This is a genomic window from Polaromonas sp. P1_F2 (assembly GCF_056405735.1).
Map to the genome: position 1 here is coordinate 376900 of NZ_JBFUBN010000001.1, position 19042 is coordinate 395941.

Here is a 19042-nt window from a genome sequence, read left to right on the forward strand (position 1 = left end):
CTGCCCTTCACTTTCTGCCCTGCCGCCTCCATGAACAAAACCTCGGTCGACAAGCACAAAATCAAATTCCTGCTGCTGGAAGGCATACACCCCTCCGCCGTGGAAGTCCTCAAGGCCGCGGGTTATTCCAACATTGAAAGCCTGTCCGGCGCCCTGCCCGACGAGGAGCTCAAGGCCAAGATCGCCGACGTGCATTTTGTCGGCATACGCTCGCGCACCCAGCTCACGGCCGAGGTCTTCGCCCAAGCCGGCAAGCTCGCCGCCGTCGGCTGCTTTTGCATAGGCACCAACCAGGTCGACCTGGTCGCGGCGCGCGAACGCGGCATCGCGGTGTTCAACGCGCCCTTTTCCAACACGCGTTCGGTGGCCGAACTGGTGCTGGCCGAGGCGATTTTGCTGCTGCGCGGCGTGCCTGAAAAAAGCGCGGTCGCGCACCGCGGCGGCTGGCTCAAGTCGGCAGAGAACGCCTATGAAATCCGCGGCAAGACCCTGGGCATCGTCGGCTACGGCTCCATAGGCACGCAGCTCTCGGTGCTGGCCGAGGCGCTGGGCATGCACGTGGTGTTTTTCGACGTCGTGACCAAGCTGCCCCTGGGCAATGCCCGGCAGGTGGCGCAGCTCAAGGACCTGCTGGCCCAGTCCGATGTGGTGAGTCTGCACGTGCCCGAAACCCAGGCCACGCAGTGGATGATGGGCGCGGCCGAGATCGCCGCGATCAAGCCCGGCGGCGTGCTGATCAACGCCTCGCGCGGCACGGTGGTCGAGATCGAGCCGCTGGCCCAGGCCTTGAAAAACAAACAACTGCTAGGCGCCGCGATCGACGTCTTTCCCGTGGAGCCACGCAGCAACAAGGACATCTTCGAATCCCCCCTGCGCGGCCTCGACAACGTGATCCTCACACCGCACGTGGGCGGCTCCACCATGGAAGCCCAGGAAAACATCGGCATCGAGGTCGCCGAAAAGCTCGTGAAATACAGCGACAACGGCACCTCGACGTCCTCCGTCAACTTCCCTGAAGTCGCCCTGCCCGCCCACCCCGGCAAACACCGCCTGCTGCACATCCACCGCAACGTGCCCGGCGTGCTCTCGGAAATCAACAAGGTGTTCGCCGGTAACGGCATCAACATCGCCTCGCAGTACCTGCAAACCAACGAAGCCGTAGGCTACGTCGTGATCGACATCGATGCGGCCCATTCCGACATGGCGCTGGCCAAGCTGGCCGAGGTGCCGGGGACGATTCGCAGCCGGGTGCTGTTCTAGGTCTACTGCCCCGGCACCTGCAAACCCAGCAGTTCCGCCAGCGCGGCCGTCGGCAAGGCGCCTTCCTGAGACACCACCGCGCCGGTCTGCGCATGGGTGCCGACGATGCTGGGGATGCCGCTGAAGCCCAACCGGGTCATGAGCGCGGTGTTTTTGGCGACGGCGTCTTTTTGCGGGTCTATGCTGCTGGCGGCGCTGATGCCGCCGCGCCCTGCTTTCATGGAAGCCTCATGCTCGTCCATGGCGGCCACGGGGTCGCCGGAGGCCAGCAGGGTCGCGCCTTGCGCGGTGCTGGCGGCGTTGAGGATGCCGACGGGAATCCAGACAAACTTGGCCTGGGACTTGAGTGGCTTGGCGGCCTCCCACAGCACGGCGCAATGCGGGCACTGCGCGTCGAAGAAGACGTAAACGGTGCGCCGGCTCATCTGCGAGCCGACGGTAAACCCTTTGGCCTCGGCCGCGATGGCTTCCACCGAGATGGATGCGGCTGTTGCTGCAGCCTTTTGCGCGGCGGTGTCGGGGGCGTCATTGCAGCCGGCGAGCAGCAAGGTGCAGGCCGCCAGCGTGGCGGCGAAAAAAGAAGGCAAGGATTTGGGCATGGTGTCGGCCGTCAGTGAACGAGGACCAAGAATAGCCCAGGCGCGCTATTTCGACAGCGCGTCCGCCAATTCACCCGCCAGCATGAAGAATTCCGGCGAGCGCAGCACCGACACATGGGTGGCGTTCATCGCGTAGGTCACGCGGGTCTTGAGGCCGCGGGCCTGCAGGGCCCTGGCGTAGCTTTCGCTGAACAAGGGCAAGGTGTTTTCATCCTTGTTGCCGACCACCAGGCTGAGCAGCGTGCCGGACGGTACCTTTCCTGCCTCGGCCAGCGGCGAGAGGCTGGTCCAGGCGCCCTTCTTGCCGGCCGAACTGCCGCGCCATTGCCGCCACGCGGGCACGTCACAGGGGCAGGCGGCAAGCAGGTAGGCGTCGGCGCTGTTCGGGAAACGGCTGGCCAGCAAGGCCGCCATGGCCGCACCACCCGAATGGCCAACCAGCAGGATCTTTTTGCCGGGGTTCAGGCCGCGCAACTGGCCCAGGGCCGCTGCGGCGATGTTCACGTTTTGCGGCGTGTAATCGTCGTCGCCGGGGCTGGACTGGCCGTCCGACGTACCGAGGTCGCTGCGATAGCCGGGCCGTTGCATGGCCACGGTGACGGCCTGAATTTTTTCCGCGAGCATGGCGGCCGCGCCGCTGTCGGTCTTCAACTCCGTGCGCCCGCCGTTGTCGCCGTGCAGGAAGACGAGCAGCACCTTGGGCGTGACGCGGGCCGAGGCCTGCGCGGGCGCCAAGGTGCGTATCACCAGGCAATGCCGGCTGTCCCCTGCCCGCTCCACGCCGTCGGCCTTCTTGCCGTCAGGGCAGGTCGCCTGCTGCGCTGAAACGGCCCAGGGCAAACCTGCCAGCAGCAGGCTGGCCAGAGCCAGGCAGATACGCCGCATCAGGCGCCGCGCAGCGCGGCTTTCAGTTGCTGGCCGATTTCGGGCTTGTCGGCAAACGGGTCGGTCGGGTTGCGTGCCTGCAGCACGTCTTCGAGGCGCGTCTGCACGGAATTGATCGCTTTGGGGTGGCTGTAGATATAGAACTGGTTGCTGGCGATGGCGTCGAACACCAGCTTTGCCACGTCGGCGGCGGTAACCTTGCCTGAGCCCACGGCCTTGCCGGTCATGGCCTGCTGGATCATCTGGCTTTTGGTGGGCTTGTCGCTGGCCAGCTCGGCCGGGCGGTTGCGGTGGCTCATGCCGATGCCGGTGGCCACAAAGAAGGGACACAGCACCGAGGCGCCGACCTGGTCGGTGACCAAGCCCAGGTCCTGGTACAGGGTTTCGCTCAAGGAAACCACGGCGTGCTTGCTGACGTTGTAGACGCCCATATTGGGCGGGTTCAGCAGGCCGGCCATGCTGGCGGTGTTGACGATGTGGCCCTGCCAGGCCGGGTCCTTGGCGGCGGCTTCGAGCATCATGGGCGTGAAGATGCGCACGCCGTGCACCACGCCCATGACGTTGACGCCCATCACCCATTCCCAATCCTTGAGGCTGTTTTCCCAGATCAGGCCGCCGGCGCCCACGCCGGCGTTGTTGAAGACGAAGTGCGGCGCGCCGAAGCGCTCGAACACGGCCTTGCCCATGGCTTCCATCTGCGCGGCGCTGGAAACGTCGAGCTTGAAGGACAGCACCTGGGCGCCGGCGGCCTTCATTTCCTCTTCGGCCTTGTCGAGCGCATCCTGCTGCACGTCGGCCAGCACCAGGTTCATGCCGAGCTTGGCGCCCAGGCGTGCACATTCCAGGCCGAAGCCGGAGCCCGCGCCGGTCAGCACTGCCGTTTTGCCTTTGAAGTCGGTGATCATTGCGTGTCTTCCTTGATGTCTTGAATACGAAAATTGTCCATGAGACACATGCTTGCGCGTGTCACTCAGGCAACTCAGGCCCTTAACTCATGCAAGCCGCAACATTTCGATGTGCGGTATGCGGTCTTCGATATAGGGCTCGCCGTTTTTCACAAAGCCGTGCTGCTGGTAGAACTTCTCCAGCCGCGCCTGGGCGCCTATGCGTATGGCTTGCTGGCCCCAGTGCGCCTGCAGGCGCTCAATCGCCTCTTTCATCAGCACATGGCCGATGCCGCCGCCGCGCGCCGAAGCGTGCGTGACGACGCGGCCTATGCTGGCCTCGGCAAACTTGGCGCCGGCGGCAAAACAGCGCGCATAAGCGGCCAGCCGGCCGTCCCGCACGCCCAGCAGATGCATGGCCTCGGTGTCGGCGCCGTCCAGGTCCTGGAAGGCGCAGGCCTGTTCGAGCACAAAGACCTCGCTGCGCAACTGCAGCAGTTCGTAAAGTTCCAGCGTGTCCAGCGCGCTGAAGGGCACAAAACGCCAGGTGATGATGCCGGTCATTCGGGGGTGGCGGCTTTCAGCGAATAACCTATGCGCGGGAAATGCACGTGCACCGTGCCGGCGCGCGGGTCCATGCGGCGCAGCGTGTAGTGCATGCGGGTGGCGGCGATCAGCTCACCTTCGGTGGGCTCGGGGCCGAAGCTTTCGCTGCTGATCCGCACCAGCGTGCCCAGCGGGATGCCGTGTTCGTCCTGGAACAGCTCGTCGTGCAGCGGCGCGGGGGTGGCAGCGGCGGCTGCCGCGATGGCGTCGCCGGAGCTGAGTTTTTCAAAAGTTCCGTGGCCCAGGGCGGCCATGCGGTCCATCCAGTCGAGCACGGCCGGCGTGAGCTTGAGGATGCCCGCGAGCACCGGGGTTTGCGTGCGCGTGAACCACAGCGGGTGGTACATCGCAAAGTCGGCGATGCAGGGCACGTCGCCCAGCACAAAAGGCCTGTCGTCCAGCATGTCGGAAATGCGCCGCAGGTAGGACTTGTAGGCGGCCGCGGCGTCGCTGGAGCGCAGGCGCGGCATGCCGAAGCTCATGGCCTTACGGTCTTCGCCGAAAGCGCGCGCGGCTTCGGGCGGCGCTTTCTCAAAAATCTGCGCCGCGCCTTTGGGCTGGGTGTTGAAGGCCATGGAGGTCCAGAACAGCGTGTTGTCGGCCCAGTGCGCGAGCGTGCGCGCCAGGCCCTTGCTGGGCTCGGGGTAGACGCTGGGGAGGGGCTGCAAATGCTCGAGCACGTCGCTGATCAGCGCGGTGTCGCAATAAATGTCGGCACCGATTTGCAGGATGGGCGTCTTGCGGTAGCCGCCCGTGAGCGCCACCACGTCGGGCTTGGGCATGATCATCGGGATGATCACGGACTTCCAGGCCAGGTTTTTGTAGCCCAGCATCAGCCGCGTTTTTTCGGCGAAGGGCGACGAGGGATAGTGGTGAAGAATCAGCTCGCTCATGGGTGTCTCCAGGATGTTTGGGTTGATTCAGCGGGGCATGGCCCGGGCGATGATGGCGTCGAAATCCGTGCCCGCGCCCAGTGTGCCGAAGGACTGCCCCCAGTTGCCGGCCAGGCGCGAATCGCAGAAAGCGTGGAAGACGGCGGCCGGCGCGGTCTGCAGCAGCAGCGCGGCCTGCACGGCCAGCGCCACGTCCTGCGCGAGGCGGCGTGCCTCGACCTCGCTCGCCATCTCTTCGATGCGCGTGGGCAAGGCGGCGGCCAGCTTGTCCAGCGCCGGGTGCGCGCCTTTGGCGGCGGACAGCTCCTGCGCCAGCGCGGCCACGGCGTCGGCCTTGCGCAGGGCGCGCAGCAAATCCAGTGCCATGATGTTGCCCGCGCCTTCCCAGATGGAGTTGAGCGGCATCTCGCGGTAGACGCGGGCCATGATGCCTTCGCCGCCCTCCTCCACATAGCCGTTGCCGCCCAGGCATTCCATGGCTTCCTGCGCGAAGTGGCTGCCGCGTTTGCAGATCCAGAACTTGGCGACCGGCGTCAGCAGGCGCGCCATGGCGGCCTCGTGCGCGTCGCCCGGGCGGTCGAAGGCGCGGGCCAAGCGCATCGCCAGCGCCGTGGCGGCTTCGGATTCCAGCGCCAGGTCGGCCAGCACGTTGCGCATCAGCGGCTGCTCCACCAGCAGCTTGCCGAACGCCTTGCGCTGCGAGGTGTGGTTCAGTGCCAGGGCCAGCGCCTGCCGCATCAGCCCGCTGGTGCCCAGCGCGCAGTCCAGCCGCGTCATGGTGCCCATCTCGAGGATTTGCGGGATGCCGCGGCCCTCGCCGCCGACCAGCCAGGCCTGCGCGCCTTCAAACTCCACCTCGGAGCTTGCATTGGCCTTGTTGCCGAGCTTGTCCTTGAGGCGCTGGATGCGGATGGCGTTGAGGCCACCGTCGGGCAGCACACGCGGCAGGAAAAAGCAGCTCAGTCCGCTTTGCGTCTGGGCCAGCACCAGGAAGGCGTCGCACATGGGTGCCGAGAAAAACCATTTGTGGCCGGTGACGGCATAACGCTCACCCCAGCCGTCGAGGCCCGCGGGCTCGGCTCGCGTCGTATTCGCCCGCACATCGGAGCCGCCCTGCTTTTCGGTCATGCCCATGCCCATGGTGAGGCCGGCCTTGGCCTGCCACAGCTTGAGTTCAGGGTCGTAGGCGCGGCTGGCCAGCCTGGGGGCCCAGTCGGCGTAGATGGCGGTGTTGCCGCGCAGCGCAGGCGTGGCCGCGTAGCTCATGGAGATGGGGCACAGGGTGGACGGTTCGAGTTCGGTGAAGAGCATGAAGCCGGCGGCGCGCCTGACATGCGGGCTGGCTTCTTCATCACTCCAGGGCGAGCCATGCAGGCCCGCGCCGGTCGCGAGCTTCATGAGCTCGTGATAGCTCGGGTGAAACTCCACCTGGTCCACCCGCCGGCCGAAGCGGTCGTGGCTGTGCAACACCGGCCCGTGGACATTGGCCAGGCGCGCGTGGGCCTGCATCGCGCTGCTGCCCAAGGTGGCGCCGAGCTGCCTCAGCGCTGTGGTGTCCAGTGCGGGCGCGTTGAACTTCAGCGCATCGCGCAGCGGCCGGTTGGTCTCGAACAGGTTGTAGTCGGCCAGCGGCGCGGGCTGGTTGAAGACTTCGTGGGTGGGGTTCATCGCAAACCTCCTGGTGTGCAAGCCTAGATCAGTTTCACCAGTTGCTTGCCGAAGTTCTTGCCTTTGAGCAGTCCGAGGAAGGCCTCCGGCGCCGACTCAATGCCCTCCGCCACGGTTTCACGCGGACGCAGCTTGCCGGTGCCCACCAGCGTGCCGAGTTCCTTGAGCGCTTCGGGCCAGACTTCCATGTGCTCGGCCACGATAAAACCTTGCAGCTTGAGGCGGGCGGTCAGGATCAGCGCCGGGTAGGCCAGCGGCATGGGCCGGCCGTCGTAGCCGGCGATCATGCCGCACAGCGCGATGCGGCCGAAGGCATTCATGCGCGGCAGCACGGCGTCCAGCACCATGCCGCCGACATTCTCGAAATAGCCGTCAATGCCGTCGGGGCAGGCATCGCGCAAGGCCTTGGACAGCGAGGCCGCATCGGCGTGCAGCTTGTAGTCTATGCAGGCGTCAAAGCCGAGTTCATCAACGGCATATTTGCATTTGTCGGGTCCGCCCGCGATGCCCACGGTGCGGCAGCCGCGCGCTTTCGACAGTGCGGCAAAGGCGCTGCCCACGGCGCCGGTGGCGGCACTGACCACCATGGTTTGGCCGGCTTTGGGTTCGATGATTTTGACCAGGCCGTACCAGGCGGTCACGCCGGGCATACCGACCGCGCCCAGGTAATGCGACAGCGGCACGTGGGTGGTGTCGACCTTGCGCAGCGCACCGGGCTGGTCGGCGCTGACCACGCTGTACTGCTGCCAGCCGCCCATGCCGACGACCTTGTCGCCGGGCTGGAATTTGGGCGAGCGGCTCTCCACCACCTCGCCGGCTGTGCCGCCCAGCATGACCTGCCCCAGCGGCTGGGGCGCGGCATAACTCTTGGCGTCGCTCATGCGGCCGCGCATATACGGGTCCAGGCTCAGGTAGTGGTGTCGCACCAGCACCTGGCCGTCCTGCAGGGGCGGCGTGTCGCTGGACACCAGCATGAAGTTGCTGGCAGTGGCCTCGCCGGTGGGCCGGTTGTCGAGGAGGATTTGCTGGTTGATGGGCATGGAAGTCTCCTGTTGTGTATTGGGTGCCGCGGCTGCGGCATGACTGCTGGTATCAGTCCGTGGAAATCGCGCCGCCGGAGGAATCCGGTTTATCGGCCGCGGGCTTGCGTTTGACGTACTTGAAAGTTCCGGTCGAATGCGCGCAGGGCTGGCCCAGCACATCGTAAAGCGTGGCCTCGGTAAAAGCCATGGTGGCCGTGCGGTGCATGAGCCGGCCCCTGGCCGTCAGCCGGCTGCCGTCGCCGGGCGCCGGCCGCATGAAGCTGGTTTTCATCTCGATGGTGACCACGCCCATGTCTTTCTGCACGCTGCGGGCGGCCGTGGCCATGGTCACGTCCAGCAGCGTCATGATGGCGCCGCCGTGCGTCACCGCGAAAGAGTTGAGGTGCTCGGCTTTGGGCGAATAACCAATGGCTGAAGCACCGCCCGTGAACAGCTCGAGCTCAAAGCCCAGGTGATTGACAAAGGGGATGTCGGCGCCGAAGTTCACAGGTATATCTCCTGCGGACCCGCCGCAGTACGAAAAGCGACAAGCGTGGAGCCGCCCTCTTCACCAGCCGGGGCCGCGGAACCGGCTTTGCCGGGCCGCAGGCGCAGCGCCCCCCCGGGGGGCAGAGAGCTACGCGCAGCGAGCGAACGTGGGGGCTTCATGTCTAGCCACCCGTTACGACGGATACGCCGCCATCGACGGCCAGCCACTGGCCCGTGATGTGTTTGCCGGCGTCCGAGGCGTAAAGCACGCACAGGCCTTTCAGGTCCTCGTCGTCGCCCAGGCGGCCCAGTGGTGCATGCGAGGCGAGTTTTTCCTCGCCCAGCGCCTTCAGCGTGCCCACGGTCATCTTGCTCGGGAAAAAGCCCGGGCAGATGGCGTTGACGGTGATGTTGTACTTGCCCCATTCGCAGCCCAGCGCGCGCGTGAAGTTGACGACGGCGCCCTTGGAGGTGTTGTAGGCCACGGTGGTCATCTCGCGCGGGTTGCCGCCCAGGCCGGCGATGGAGGCCACGTTGATGATACGGCCGGACTTGCGGGCGATCATGCTGTGCTTGGCGATGTGCTGGCTCAGGATGAAATAGCCGCGGATGTTGAGGTTCATGACCTTGTCCCAGGCTTCGACCGGGTGGTCTTCGGCGGGCGCGCCCCAGGCGGCGCCGGCGTTGTTGACCAGGATGTCGACGTGGCCCAGGCGCTTGATGGCCTCGTCGGCCAGCGCGCGAATGTCTTCTTCTTTCGAGCAGTCGGCGGCAATCCAGTCGACGTCAATGCCGGCGGCTTTCAGTTCGGCGGCGGATTCGATGAGGTCTTCGGCCTTGCGCGAGCTCAGGATGACCTTGGCGCCGGCTTCGCCCAGCGCCTGGGCCAGTTGCAGGCCCAGGCCGCGCGAGCCGCCGGTCACGAGGGCGGTCTTGCCTTTGAGGTCGAACAGTTGCTGGATGGTACGGGTCATGGGGGGTCTCCTGGAGTGTTGTTCATGCGCCGCCCTTTATGCCGGGCGGGGATGATGATGTTGAAATGAGGTTGGTGTCAGGCAGCCGCGGCTGCGATGCATTCACTTGCGTTGACTTCGCCATATTGGCACAACATCGAGCCTGTTGCAGTCCCTGCTGTCATGGCGGCGACTTGGCTTTGGGTGCCGCTCAGGGCCCGACGTTGACGCGCGAACGGACGTAGATCAGCACAAAACCCACCGCCGCGACGATACCGCCGGCGACCACCATGGACCAGCCGATGGCGTCGTCCACGCGTTCGACCGACAGGCCCAGCACCAGCGTCAGCAGCCCGCCGTAAATCAGCACCCAGATCAGGGCCTGCAGGCGCGCCACGTTCTTGTTGGACACAGGGTCGGCGGACGGTTTGAAAAATGCCATTAAAAAGCCTCCTCGGGCAGGTCGGCGCAGGTCAGGTCGCGGTTTTCAACCACCTTGAGCCAGGCGTCGATCTTCGGTAATTCGTAATGAAAAAAGTAGCGCATGGCCCCCATTCTTCCCGTGTGCGGTGCATCCTGCGGCAATGAAAGGCTGGCCAGCGCCACGTCCAGCCACAGCCACGCCAGCACGGTGTGGCCGAAGGCCTGCATATAGGGTACCGCATTGGCCAGCGCCTCGCCGGGCTCGCCGGTGGCCCAGGCCGCCTTGGTGGCGCTGCCCACGTGCTGCAGCGCCTTGCCCAGCGCATTGGCGTGCACCGCGAGTTCGGGCCGCTGTATGGCTTTTTCAATCGTGGCGTTGATGCACCCGGCCAGCAGCTGCAGACCCCTGCCCCCTTCCATCAGCACCTTGCGGCCCAACAGATCCATGGCCTGGATGCCATGCGTTCCCTCGTGGATCATGTTCAGGCGGTTGTCGCGCCAGTACTGCTCCACCGGGAAGTCGCGCGTGTAGCCGTAGCCGCCGTGCACCTGGATGGCCAGGGAATTGGCCTCCAGGCACCACTCGCTGGGCCAGCTCTTGGCGATCGGCGTCAGCACCTCGAGCAGCAGCCGCGCATCGTCGGCGGCCTGGCCGCCCGCCGTGTGGTGTTCGTCGACCAGGCGCGCGCAGTACAGTTCCAGCGCCAGCGCACCTTCGCAATAGGCTTTTTGCGCCAGCAGCATGCGCTTGACGTCGGCGTGCTCGATGATGCGAATCTGCGGCTGGGAGGCGTCCTTGCCGCCCACACCCACCGGCCGGCCCTGCGGCCGGTTTTTGGCGTAATCAAGGCTGGCGTAATAACCCGCCATGCCCAGCATGGTCGCAGCCGTGCCCACGCCTATGCGCGCCTCGTTCATCATGTGGAACATGCAGCGCAGGCCTTCATGCGGCTTGCCGACCAGGTAGCCGACGGCGCCGGCCTGGCCGTCCACGGGGTATTTGCCTTCGCCGAAATTGAGCAGCGTGTTGGTGGTGCCGCGCCAGCCCAGTTTGTGGTTGAGGCCGGCGAGCGCCACGTCGTTGCGCACGCCGGTGAGTTCACCCCGGGTGTCGACCATCTTTTTGGGCACGATGAACAGCGAGATGCCGCGCGTGCCGGCGGTCAGCTTGCCGTCCGGCCCCGGTATCTTGGCCAGCACCAGGTGGATGATGTTCTCGGTCAGCTCGTGCTCGCCGGCCGAAATCCACATCTTGTTGCCCTTGAGGCGGTAGCGGGCGCCCAGCGGGTCGGCTTCAAAACCTTCGCCGTCAGGCATGGCGCGCGTGGTCACGTCGCTCAGCGAGGAGCCGGCCTGCGGCTCGGACAAACACATGGTTCCCGAGAAGCGGCCCGAGAATTCGTTCTTCGCGAAGACCTCTTTTTGCAGCTCGGTGCCATGCACCATCAGCAGGTTGGCGTTGCCGGTGGTCAGCAGGCCCGAGCCCATGCTGACCGACGCCATCGCAAAGAAGGCATTGGCCGCCGCTTCCACGGTATAGGGCAGTTGCATGCCGCCGACTTCATAGTCTTGCGCAGCGCTCAGCATGCCGGATTCGGCATAGGCTTTTTGCGCATCGTGCGTGGCCTGCGGCAGGATCACTTTTTCGCCGTCGAAGTGCGGCTCCTGCGTGTCCACCGTGCGGTTGAAAGGCGCGTATTTCTCGCGCGCGATGCGCTCGCAGGTGTCGAAGACCGCATCAAAGGTCTCGCGCGAATGGTCGGCGAAGCGCGAGCGCTGGTTTAAGGACTCGGCGCTCAGCCAGTGGTAAAGCAGGAAGTCGAGGGTGGGCCTGAGGCTCATGACAGCCTCCCCGGCGCAAGGGCGAGCGGCAAGGCAGGAAACGCCTGCCCTTTCTGAAGGAGCAGGGTTTCATTCATGGTGTTCGCCCGGCTTAGAGGACTTCGTAAATGCCGGCCGCGCCCATGCCGCCGCCGATGCACATGGTCACGCAGACGCGCTTGGCGCCGCGGCGCTTGCCTTCGATCAGCGCGTGGCCCGTCAGGCGCTGGCCGGTCACACCGTAAGGGTGGCCGACGGCAATCGCGCCGCCATTGACGTTGAGCTTGTCCATCGGGATGCCCAGCTTGTCGGCGCAGTACAGCACCTGCACGGCGAAGGCTTCGTTGAGCTCCCACAGGTCGATGTCGCTGATCTTCAGGCCCAGCTTGGCGAGAACCTTTGGAATGGCGAAGACCGGGCCAATGCCCATTTCATCGGGTTCGCAACCGGCGACGGCAAAGCCGAGGAAGCGGCCCAGGGGCTTGAGGCCTTTCTTTTCGGCGAGGGTTTCGTTCATGACGACCACGGCGCCGCCGCCGTCGGAGAACTGGCTGGCGTTGCCGGCCGCGATCACGCCGCCGGGGATGGCCGGCTTGATTCCGCTGATGCCTTCCTTGGTCGTGCCTTCGCGAATGCCCTCGTCCTTGCTGACGGTGACCTGCTTGGTGGTGAGGCCCATGATCTTGTCGGCCACGCCGGCCGTCACGGTGATGGGTGCGATTTCGGCTTCAAACAGGCCGGCGGCCAGCGCGGCCGTGGCCTTTTGCTGGCTCAGCGCGCCGTATTCGTCCATGCGGTCGCGCGAGATGTTGTAGCGCTTGGCGACCTGCTCGGCGGTCTGCAGCATGTTCCAGTAGATCTCGGGCTTGTTCTTGGCAAGCCAGCCTTCCTGCAGCATGTGGGTGTTCATTTCCTGCTGCACGCAGGAGATGCTTTCGACGCCGCCGGCCACGTAGATGTCGGCTTCCCCGGCGATCACGCGCTGGGCTGCCAGCGCGATGGTCTGCAGGCCGGACGAGCAAAAACGATTGACCGTCATGCCCGACACGGTGACGGGGCAACCCGCGCGCAGCGCGATCTGGCGCGCGATGTTGGCGCCGGTCGCACCTTCGGGCGTGGCGCAGCCGATGATCACGTCATCGACTTCTGCCGCCTCGATGCCGGCGCGCTTGAGCGCGTGCTCGACGGCGTGGCCGCCCAGCGTAGCGCCGTGCGTCATGTTGAAGGAGCCCTTCCAGCTTTTGGCCAGGGGGGTGCGTGCGGTGGAAACGATTACTGCTGAAGTCATGGAAATCTCCGGAATCTGGTGCGTTGTCTGGAACGTTGATCTATGCGGATCAGGTGGACTGGTTGAAGGTCTTGCCTTCGGCGGCCAGCTTGGCCAGCAGCGGCGCGGGCTTCCAGAATTTGGCGTCGTCCAGCGGGTTCTGCGCAAAGCGGTTCATGCTTTGCACCACGTTGAAGAGGCCGAGCTGGTCGGCGTACAGCATGGGGCCGCCGCGGTAGACCGGGAAGCCGTAGCCCATGATGTAGACCATGTCGATGTCGCTGGCCTTGGAGGCGATGCCTTCTTCCAGGATATGCGCGGCTTCATTCACCAGCGAGAACACCAGGCGCTGCACGATTTCCTCGTCGGAGATCTTGCGCGGCGTGATGCCCAGCGACTTGCGGTGGTCCTCGATCATCTTGACGACCTCGGCGTTCGGGATCGCGTCGCGCTTGCCGGGCACGTAGTCGTACCAGCCGGCGCCGGTCTTCTGGCCGAAGCGGCCTTTTTCGCAGAGCAGGTCAGCCGTCTTGCTGTACTTCATGTCGGGCTTTTCGGTGTAGCGGCGCTTGCGGATGGCCCAGCCGATGTCGTTGCCGGCCAGGTCGCCCATGCGGAAGGGGCCCATGGCAAAGCCGAATTTCTCGACGGCCTTGTCGACCTGCTCGGGCGTGCAGCCTTCGTCGAGCAGGAAACCGCCCTGGCGGCCGTACTGCTCGATCATGCGGTTGCCGATAAAGCCGTCGCAAACGCCCGACACCACGGCGGTCTTCTTGATCTTCTTGCCCACGGCCATCACGGTGGCCAGCACGTCCTTGCCGGTCTTGGCGCCGCGCACCACTTCAAGCAGCTTCATCACGTTGGCGGGGCTGAAGAAATGCAGGCCCACCACGTCCTGCGGACGCTTGGTGAAGTCGGCGATTTTGTTGACGTCGAGTGTGGAGGTGTTGGAGGCCAGGATGGCGCCCGGCTTCATCACGCGGTCCAGTTCCTTGAAGACCTTTTCCTTGACACCCATCTCTTCAAACACCGCCTCAATCACCAAGTCGGCGTCTTTCAGGTCGTCGTAGCTCAGCGTGGTGCTGAGCAGGCCCATGCGCTGCTCGTACTTGTCCTGCTTGAGCTTGCCCTTCTTGACCTGGGCTTCGTAGTTCTTCTGGATGATGCCCAGGCCTTTGTCCAGCGCCTCCTGCTTCATCTCGAGGATCTTGACCGGGATGCCGGCATTCAGGAAGTTCATCGCGATGCCGCCACCCATGGTGCCGGCGCCGATCACGGCCACCGAATTGATCTCGCGCTTGGGCGTGTCTTCCGGCACGTCGGGGATCTTGGAGGCGGCGCGTTCGGCCATGAAGATGTGGCGCAGCGCGCGGCTTTCGGGTGTCCACATCAGGTTGATGAAGAGCTCACGCTCAAAGGCCATGCCGTCTTCGAACTTCCGCTTGGTCGCGGCTTCCACGGCGTCCACGCACTTGAGCGGCGCGGGGAAGTTTTTGGCCATGCCCTTGACCATGTTGCGGGCGAACTGGAAGTAGGCGTCGCCGTTGGGGTGCTTGGCGCGCAGTTCGCGCACCAGCGGCAGCGGCCGGGTGTCGGAAATCGACTGCGCGAAGGCCAGGGCTTCCTGGGCCAGCGACTCGGGCGATGCGGCAAGCTTGTCGAACAGCTTCTGGCCGGGGATTTGCGCGAGCAGTTCGCTCTTGACGGGTTCACCGCTCACGATCATGTTCAGGGCTGGCTCCACGCCCAGCACGCGCGGCAGGCGCTGCGTGCCGCCGGCGCCGGGCAGCAGGCCCAGCTTGACTTCGGGCAAGGCGATGTTGGTGCCAGGCGCCGCGATGCGGTAGTGGCAGCCCAGGGCTAGTTCCAGGCCGCCGCCCATGCAGACCGAATGGATGGCCGCGACGACGGGCTTGGCGGAATTCTCGACCGCGCGGATCACGCTGAGCAGATTCGGCTCGGACAGCGCCTTGGGCGTGCCGAACTCCTTGATGTCGGCGCCGCCCGAGAAGGCCTTGCCGGCGCCGGTGAGCACGATGGCCTTGACGGCCGCATCGGCGTTGGCTTTCTGCAGGTTGTCGGTCAGGCTCAGGCGCGTGGCATGGCCCAGGCCGTTGACGGGAGGGTTGCTCAGGGTGATGACGGCCACGCTGCCGTGAACTTCGTAAAGGGTGGTCATTGCTGCTTCTTTCCTTGATGGGAGTTTCAGTGATTCAGTTGTCTCGGCTGGCGCGTCACGGCCTCTGCAGCCCTGGCGGTCGTCAAAAAAGTACGACCGTTCTTTTTCCATTGTAGGGGGCGTTTGTGACGGCACAAGTCCCGGGTTGGACTGTTTGGTCTATTTTTGTCCCAGCGGTGACATGCCCCGGCAGCTTTTTACACTTCGAGCCACTCTTTGCGGATGTAGGCGTCGGCCCGCAGGCTGTCGGGCGTGCCGTCAAACACGATGCTGCCGTGGCCCATGACCAGCGCGCGGTCGGAGATCGCCATGGCAATCGTCAGTTTCTGCTCGATCAGCAGCACCGAAATACCCTTGGCTTTCAGCGTTTGCAAATACTGGCCCACCAGTTCGACGATCTTGGGCGCCAGGCCCTCGGTGGGTTCGTCGATGATGATGAGGTCGGGGTCGCCCATCAGCGTGCGGCACAGCGTCAGCATCTGCTGCTCGCCGCCGGAGAGCACGCCGGCCTCGGTGTGCTGGCGTTCGCGCAGCCGGGGGAACATCTGGTACATGTCCTCAAACGACCAGCGCGAGCCCTTGCCGGATCCCTTCTGGCCCAGCAGCAGGTTCTGGTGCACCGTGAGTTTGGGGAAGATGTCGCGGTTTTCGGGCACATAGCCTATGCCGAGGTGGGCGATCTGGTAGGCCTTTTTGCCGACGATCTCCTGCTTTTTCCAGAGGATGGAGCCCTGGCAGTCAACCAGGCCCATGATCGCCTTGGCCGTGGTGGATCGCCCTGAGCCGTTACGGCCCAGCAGCGCGACGATCTGGCCAGGCTGCACATCGAAATGCACGCCATGCAGCACGTGGCTTTTGCCGTAGAAGGCGTGGAGGTTTTGTATGTGCAGCATCAGTGGCCCCCTGCCTGTGCGTCGGCTACCGAGGAGCCTAAATAAGCTTCCTGCACCCGCTGGTCGGCGCGCACGGCTTCGGGCGTGTCGTAGGCAATGATTTCGCCGTAGACCACCACCGCGATTTTGTCGGCCAGGCCGAAGACCACGCCCATGTCGTGCTCCACCGTCAGCAGGGTCTTGCCCACGGTGACTTCCTTGATCAGGTTGATGAAACGGCTGGTTTCCGAGCGGCTCATGCCGGCCGTGGGCTCGTCGAGCAGGATGACGCTGGCGCCGCCGGCGATGGTGATGCCGATTTCGAGCGCGCGCTGCTCGGCATAGGTCAGGTTGGTGGCCAGCACGTCGCGCTTTTTGTCGAGCTTGATCATGGCCATCAGTTGCTCGGCGCGCTCGTTGGCGTCGTCGAGGTCGGCCAAGAAGCGAAAGAAGGTGTATTTGTAGCCCAGGCTCCACAGCACACCGCAGCGCAGGTTTTCAAACACGCTGAGCTTGGGGAAGATGTTGGTGATCTGGAAACTGCGCGACAAACCCAGCCGGTTGATTTCAAACGGCTTTTTGCCGTCTATGCGCTGGCCGTTGAGCAGCACTTCGCCGCTGGTGGGTTCAAAGCGCCCGCTGATGAGATTGAACAAGGTCGACTTGCCCGCGCCGTTGGGGCCGATGATGGCGACGCGCTCGCCGGCCTGCACCTGCAGGTTGGCGCCGCGGATGATTTCGGTCTTGCCGAAGTTCTTGCGCAGGTCTTTGAGTTCAAGCGAACAAGTCATATCACCTTCCCCCCCCAGCCAGGGCCGCGGAACCGGCTTTGCCGGGCCGCAGGCGCAGCGCCCCCTCGGGGGGCAGCGTTTACACGAAGTGAATTAGCGTGGGGGTTCACAGTAGTTCCCTCCGCTTGATTTCTTTTTCAATGTCATTCTGGATTTCGCCCCATTGCGTGAGGAATTGACGGCGCGTGAGTTCAAAAAGACCTAGCCCGGTGGCGAGCACAAAACCCGCGCCCAGCCAGCTGTTGAGGTTGGTGGCGTTGAGGCGCACGCCCATGAAGCCGAGTTCGGGGCCCAGCGCCGCGTTGAGCTGCAGGTGGTAGACCATTTCCACCATGGCGGCCGCGCCGGCCAGCGCTGTGAACGCCGTCACGGCCAGGCCCAGGTAACCCACCCACAGCTCCCTGAGCTTGCCGAAGGAGGCCACGCGCAAATTCATCATGATCAGGCTGGCGATGCCGCCGGGCGCATACATCACCATGAAGAGGAAGACCAGGCCCACATACAGCAGCCAGGCCATGGACAGTTCCGACAGCAGGATCAGCGCCAGCACCAGCAGGCCGGCGCCGATGATAGGGCCGAAGAAGAAGGTCGCCCCGCCCAGGAAGGTGAACAGCAGCAGGCTGCCCGAGCGCAGGCCGCTCACGACTTCGGCGGTCACGATCTCTGAATTGATGGCCGCCAGCCCGCCGCCTATGCCGGCGAAGAAGCCCGCGATGATGAAGGCGTAATAGCGAACGCGTTGCGTGTTGTAGCCGATGAATTCGACACGCTCGGGGTTGTCGCGCACGGCGTTCAAAATCCGGCCCAGCGGCGTGCGCGTGAAAGCGAACATGGCTGCCGTGCAGATGAAGCAGTAAAAAGCAATCAGGTAATAAACCTGGATCTGCGGGCCGAAGCTGATGCCGAACACCGGCTTGCCGTAGGCCCGGTTGGTGGTGATGCCGCCCTCCCCGCCGAAGAACTCGGGGAACATCAGCGACATGGCGAACACCAGCTCACCCACGCCTAGCGTGATCATGGCAAAGGTGGTGCCGGCCTTCTTGGTGGTGACGTAGCCGAACAGCACGGCAAAGAACAGGCCCGACAGGCCGCCTACCAGCGGGATCAGCGGCAGCGGGATGTAGAACGTGCCTTTGGCGGCCAGGTTCATCGCATGCACGGCCAGGAAGGAACCCAGCCCGGCGTAGACCGCATGGCCGAAACTCAGCATGCCACCCTGCCCTAGCAGGATGTTGTAGCTCAGGCAGATGATGACCAGGTAGCCGGCCTGCGACAGCATGGTGAGCGCCAGGCTGCTCTTGAACATCATGGGCGCGACGATCAGCAGCAACGCGTACAGCGACCACAGCAGCCAGCGGCCGACGTTATAGGGTTTGAATTGGTGGTAAGCGGTAGACATGTGGCGACTCATCCTTCCCGCGTACCGAGCAGGCCCTTGGGCCGGAAGATCAGGATCAGCACCAAAAAGAGGAACGGCAGGATGGGCGCCACCTGCGAAATCGTGAGCTTGAGCAGCGGGTAGCCAAAGGTCTCGGGCGTCACCACGTACTTGAAGTGCCCCAAAAGCGTGATCAGCGACTGGTCCATCTGGATCGCGAAGGTCTGGATCAGACCTATCAGCAGCGAAGCCAGGAAGGCGCCGCTCAGCGAGCCCATGCCTCCCACCACCACGACCACAAAGATGATGGCGCCGACAGAGCCGGCCATGGCCGGCTCTGTGATGAAGGTATTGCCGCCTATGACGCCGGCCAGGCCCGCCAGCGCGGCGCCGCCGCCGAAGACCAGCATGAAGACGCGCGGCACGTTGTGGCCCAGCGCCTCCACCGTTTCAGGATGGGTGAGCGCGGCCTGGATGACCAGGCCTATGCGCGTGCGCGTCAGCAGCAGCCAGATGCCGGCCAGCATGGCCAGCGAGATGAACATGATGAAAGCGCGCGATTTCGGGAAGTTGGTGCCGAACACCGTGAACAGCGGGCCCTGCAGGCCTTCGGGCAGCACGTAGTTGACGGCCGAGCGGCCCCAGACCAGCTGCACCAGCTCCAGCAGCAGGTAGGACAGCCCGAAGGTGACCAGCAGCTCGGGCACGTGGCCGAACTTGTGCACCTTGCGCAGGCAGAAGCGCTCGAAGGCCGCGCCCATCACAAACACCAGCAGCGGCGCCACCAGCAGCGACCACCAGAAGCCTATGACCTGCGAAGTGCTGTAGGCGATATAGGCACCGACCATGTAGAAGGACGCGTGCGCAAAATTGAGCACGCCCATCATGCTGAAGATCAGCGTCAGGCCGGAACTGAGCATGAACAGCAGCAAGCCGTAGCTGAGGCCGTTGAGCATCGCGATGGTGAAGGATTCCAGATTCATCGATAAGCGCCTGTTGGAAAAAGCCGGATGAAAAAAAGGCCCGAACTCGGATCGGGCCTGTGTCCGTCA

The 19042-nt window shown here is 64.5% G+C and carries 18 protein-coding genes; 1 reads left to right on the plus strand and 17 read right to left on the minus strand.

Annotated features, from left to right (window positions below; genetic code table 11):
- Window positions 1-30 precede the first annotated feature (30 nt).
- Entirely contained in the window at window positions 31-1260 is a 1230-nt protein-coding gene (serA, locus tag AC1D0O_RS01885) for a phosphoglycerate dehydrogenase (protein ID WP_477651858.1), read from the plus strand.
- 2 nt (window positions 1261-1262) lie between these two features.
- Here the strand turns inward: serA and AC1D0O_RS01890 are convergent, their stop codons facing one another.
- The 17 genes from AC1D0O_RS01890 to AC1D0O_RS01970 form a co-directional block, all read right to left on the minus strand.
- The gene (locus AC1D0O_RS01890) at window positions 1263-1859 is read right to left on the minus strand and encodes a DsbC family protein (RefSeq protein ID WP_477651859.1); all 597 of its coding nucleotides are present in this window, start codon (window positions 1857-1859) and stop codon (window positions 1263-1265) included.
- Between the two features lie 45 nt (window positions 1860-1904).
- Window positions 1905-2744, minus strand: coding sequence for an alpha/beta fold hydrolase (locus AC1D0O_RS01895; protein ID WP_477651860.1), 840 nt, complete (start codon window positions 2742-2744; stop codon window positions 1905-1907).
- Window positions 2744-3649: an SDR family oxidoreductase gene (locus AC1D0O_RS01900; protein WP_477651861.1), complete on the minus strand. Its 906-nt coding sequence runs from the start codon at window positions 3647-3649 to the stop codon at window positions 2744-2746. Before AC1D0O_RS01900 ends, AC1D0O_RS01895 begins: the two co-directional genes overlap by 1 nt.
- A gap of 87 nt (window positions 3650-3736) precedes the next feature.
- Window positions 3737-4192 carry a GNAT family N-acetyltransferase gene (locus AC1D0O_RS01905; RefSeq protein ID WP_477651862.1) on the minus strand — a complete coding sequence of 152 codons (456 nt, stop codon included), beginning with the start codon at window positions 4190-4192 and terminating at the stop codon, window positions 3737-3739.
- On the minus strand, window positions 4189-5127 hold the full coding sequence (locus AC1D0O_RS01910) for a glutathione S-transferase family protein (protein WP_477651863.1): 939 nt from the start codon (window positions 5125-5127) through the stop codon (window positions 4189-4191). The genes AC1D0O_RS01905 and AC1D0O_RS01910 overlap by 4 nt, the downstream gene beginning before the upstream one ends.
- A gap of 27 nt (window positions 5128-5154) precedes the next feature.
- On the minus strand, window positions 5155-6795 hold the full coding sequence (locus tag AC1D0O_RS01915; RefSeq protein WP_477651864.1) for an isovaleryl-CoA dehydrogenase: 1641 nt from the start codon (window positions 6793-6795) through the stop codon (window positions 5155-5157).
- Between the two features lie 23 nt (window positions 6796-6818).
- Window positions 6819-7835 carry an NADP-dependent oxidoreductase gene (locus AC1D0O_RS01920; RefSeq protein WP_477651865.1) on the minus strand — a complete coding sequence of 339 codons (1017 nt, stop codon included), beginning with the start codon at window positions 7833-7835 and terminating at the stop codon, window positions 6819-6821.
- A 52-nt stretch (window positions 7836-7887) separates the two neighbouring features.
- Window positions 7888-8325, minus strand: coding sequence for a PaaI family thioesterase (locus AC1D0O_RS01925; RefSeq protein ID WP_477651866.1), 438 nt, complete (start codon window positions 8323-8325; stop codon window positions 7888-7890).
- 163 nt (window positions 8326-8488) lie between these two features.
- Window positions 8489-9280, minus strand: coding sequence for an SDR family oxidoreductase (locus AC1D0O_RS01930; RefSeq protein WP_074574258.1), 792 nt, complete (start codon window positions 9278-9280; stop codon window positions 8489-8491).
- A gap of 190 nt (window positions 9281-9470) precedes the next feature.
- Window positions 9471-9701, minus strand: a complete 231-nt coding sequence (locus tag AC1D0O_RS01935) for a hypothetical protein (protein ID WP_477651867.1) — start codon at window positions 9699-9701, stop codon at window positions 9471-9473.
- Window positions 9701-11524: an acyl-CoA dehydrogenase gene (locus AC1D0O_RS01940; protein WP_477651868.1), complete on the minus strand. Its 1824-nt coding sequence runs from the start codon at window positions 11522-11524 to the stop codon at window positions 9701-9703. The genes AC1D0O_RS01935 and AC1D0O_RS01940 overlap by 1 nt, the downstream gene beginning before the upstream one ends.
- A 91-nt stretch (window positions 11525-11615) precedes the next feature.
- Window positions 11616-12791, minus strand: a complete 1176-nt coding sequence (locus tag AC1D0O_RS01945) for an acetyl-CoA C-acyltransferase (protein WP_477651869.1) — start codon at window positions 12789-12791, stop codon at window positions 11616-11618.
- 49 nt (window positions 12792-12840) lie between these two features.
- Window positions 12841-14949: a 3-hydroxyacyl-CoA dehydrogenase NAD-binding domain-containing protein gene (locus tag AC1D0O_RS01950; RefSeq protein WP_477651870.1), complete on the minus strand. Its 2109-nt coding sequence runs from the start codon at window positions 14947-14949 to the stop codon at window positions 12841-12843.
- Between the two features lie 197 nt (window positions 14950-15146).
- On the minus strand, window positions 15147-15842 hold the full coding sequence (locus AC1D0O_RS01955; protein ID WP_074574254.1) for an ABC transporter ATP-binding protein: 696 nt from the start codon (window positions 15840-15842) through the stop codon (window positions 15147-15149).
- A complete protein-coding gene (locus AC1D0O_RS01960) occupies window positions 15842-16612 on the minus strand; it encodes an ABC transporter ATP-binding protein (protein ID WP_477651871.1) in 771 nt (256 codons plus the stop codon). The genes AC1D0O_RS01955 and AC1D0O_RS01960 overlap by 1 nt, the downstream gene beginning before the upstream one ends.
- 106 nt (window positions 16613-16718) lie before the next feature.
- The gene (locus tag AC1D0O_RS01965) at window positions 16719-18011 is read right to left on the minus strand and encodes a branched-chain amino acid ABC transporter permease (RefSeq protein ID WP_477651872.1); all 1293 of its coding nucleotides are present in this window, start codon (window positions 18009-18011) and stop codon (window positions 16719-16721) included.
- Window positions 18012-18019: 8 nt separating this feature from the next.
- On the minus strand, window positions 18020-18973 hold the full coding sequence (locus tag AC1D0O_RS01970; protein WP_436154584.1) for a branched-chain amino acid ABC transporter permease: 954 nt from the start codon (window positions 18971-18973) through the stop codon (window positions 18020-18022).
- Window positions 18974-19042 lie beyond the last annotated feature (69 nt).

Bases quoted from the DNA above. Each gene is read 5' to 3' on its own strand.
- serA (WP_477651858.1), top strand. From the start codon at position 31: ATGAACAAAACCTCGGTCGACAAGCACAAAATCAAATTCCTGCTGCTG.
- AC1D0O_RS01890 (WP_477651859.1), bottom strand. From the start codon at position 1,859: ATGCCCAAATCCTTGCCTTCTTTTTTCGCCGCCACGCTGGCGGCCTGC.
- AC1D0O_RS01895 (WP_477651860.1), bottom strand. From the start codon at position 2,744: ATGCGGCGTATCTGCCTGGCTCTGGCCAGCCTGCTGCTGGCAGGTTTG.
- AC1D0O_RS01900 (WP_477651861.1), bottom strand. From the start codon at position 3,649: ATGATCACCGACTTCAAAGGCAAAACGGCAGTGCTGACCGGCGCGGGC.
- AC1D0O_RS01905 (WP_477651862.1), bottom strand. From the start codon at position 4,192: ATGACCGGCATCATCACCTGGCGTTTTGTGCCCTTCAGCGCGCTGGAC.
- AC1D0O_RS01910 (WP_477651863.1), bottom strand. From the start codon at position 5,127: ATGAGCGAGCTGATTCTTCACCACTATCCCTCGTCGCCCTTCGCCGAA.
- AC1D0O_RS01915 (WP_477651864.1), bottom strand. From the start codon at position 6,795: ATGAACCCCACCCACGAAGTCTTCAACCAGCCCGCGCCGCTGGCCGAC.
- AC1D0O_RS01920 (WP_477651865.1), bottom strand. From the start codon at position 7,835: ATGCCCATCAACCAGCAAATCCTCCTCGACAACCGGCCCACCGGCGAG.
- AC1D0O_RS01930 (WP_074574258.1), bottom strand. From the start codon at position 9,280: ATGACCCGTACCATCCAGCAACTGTTCGACCTCAAAGGCAAGACCGCC.
- AC1D0O_RS01935 (WP_477651867.1), bottom strand. From the start codon at position 9,701: ATGGCATTTTTCAAACCGTCCGCCGACCCTGTGTCCAACAAGAACGTG.
- AC1D0O_RS01940 (WP_477651868.1), bottom strand. From the start codon at position 11,524: ATGAGCCTCAGGCCCACCCTCGACTTCCTGCTTTACCACTGGCTGAGC.
- AC1D0O_RS01945 (WP_477651869.1), bottom strand. From the start codon at position 12,791: ATGACTTCAGCAGTAATCGTTTCCACCGCACGCACCCCCCTGGCCAAA.
- AC1D0O_RS01950 (WP_477651870.1), bottom strand. From the start codon at position 14,949: ATGACCACCCTTTACGAAGTTCACGGCAGCGTGGCCGTCATCACCCTG.
- AC1D0O_RS01955 (WP_074574254.1), bottom strand. From the start codon at position 15,842: ATGCTGCACATACAAAACCTCCACGCCTTCTACGGCAAAAGCCACGTG.
- AC1D0O_RS01960 (WP_477651871.1), bottom strand. From the start codon at position 16,612: ATGACTTGTTCGCTTGAACTCAAAGACCTGCGCAAGAACTTCGGCAAG.
- AC1D0O_RS01965 (WP_477651872.1), bottom strand. From the start codon at position 18,011: ATGTCTACCGCTTACCACCAATTCAAACCCTATAACGTCGGCCGCTGG.
- AC1D0O_RS01970 (WP_436154584.1), bottom strand. From the start codon at position 18,973: ATGAATCTGGAATCCTTCACCATCGCGATGCTCAACGGCCTCAGCTAC.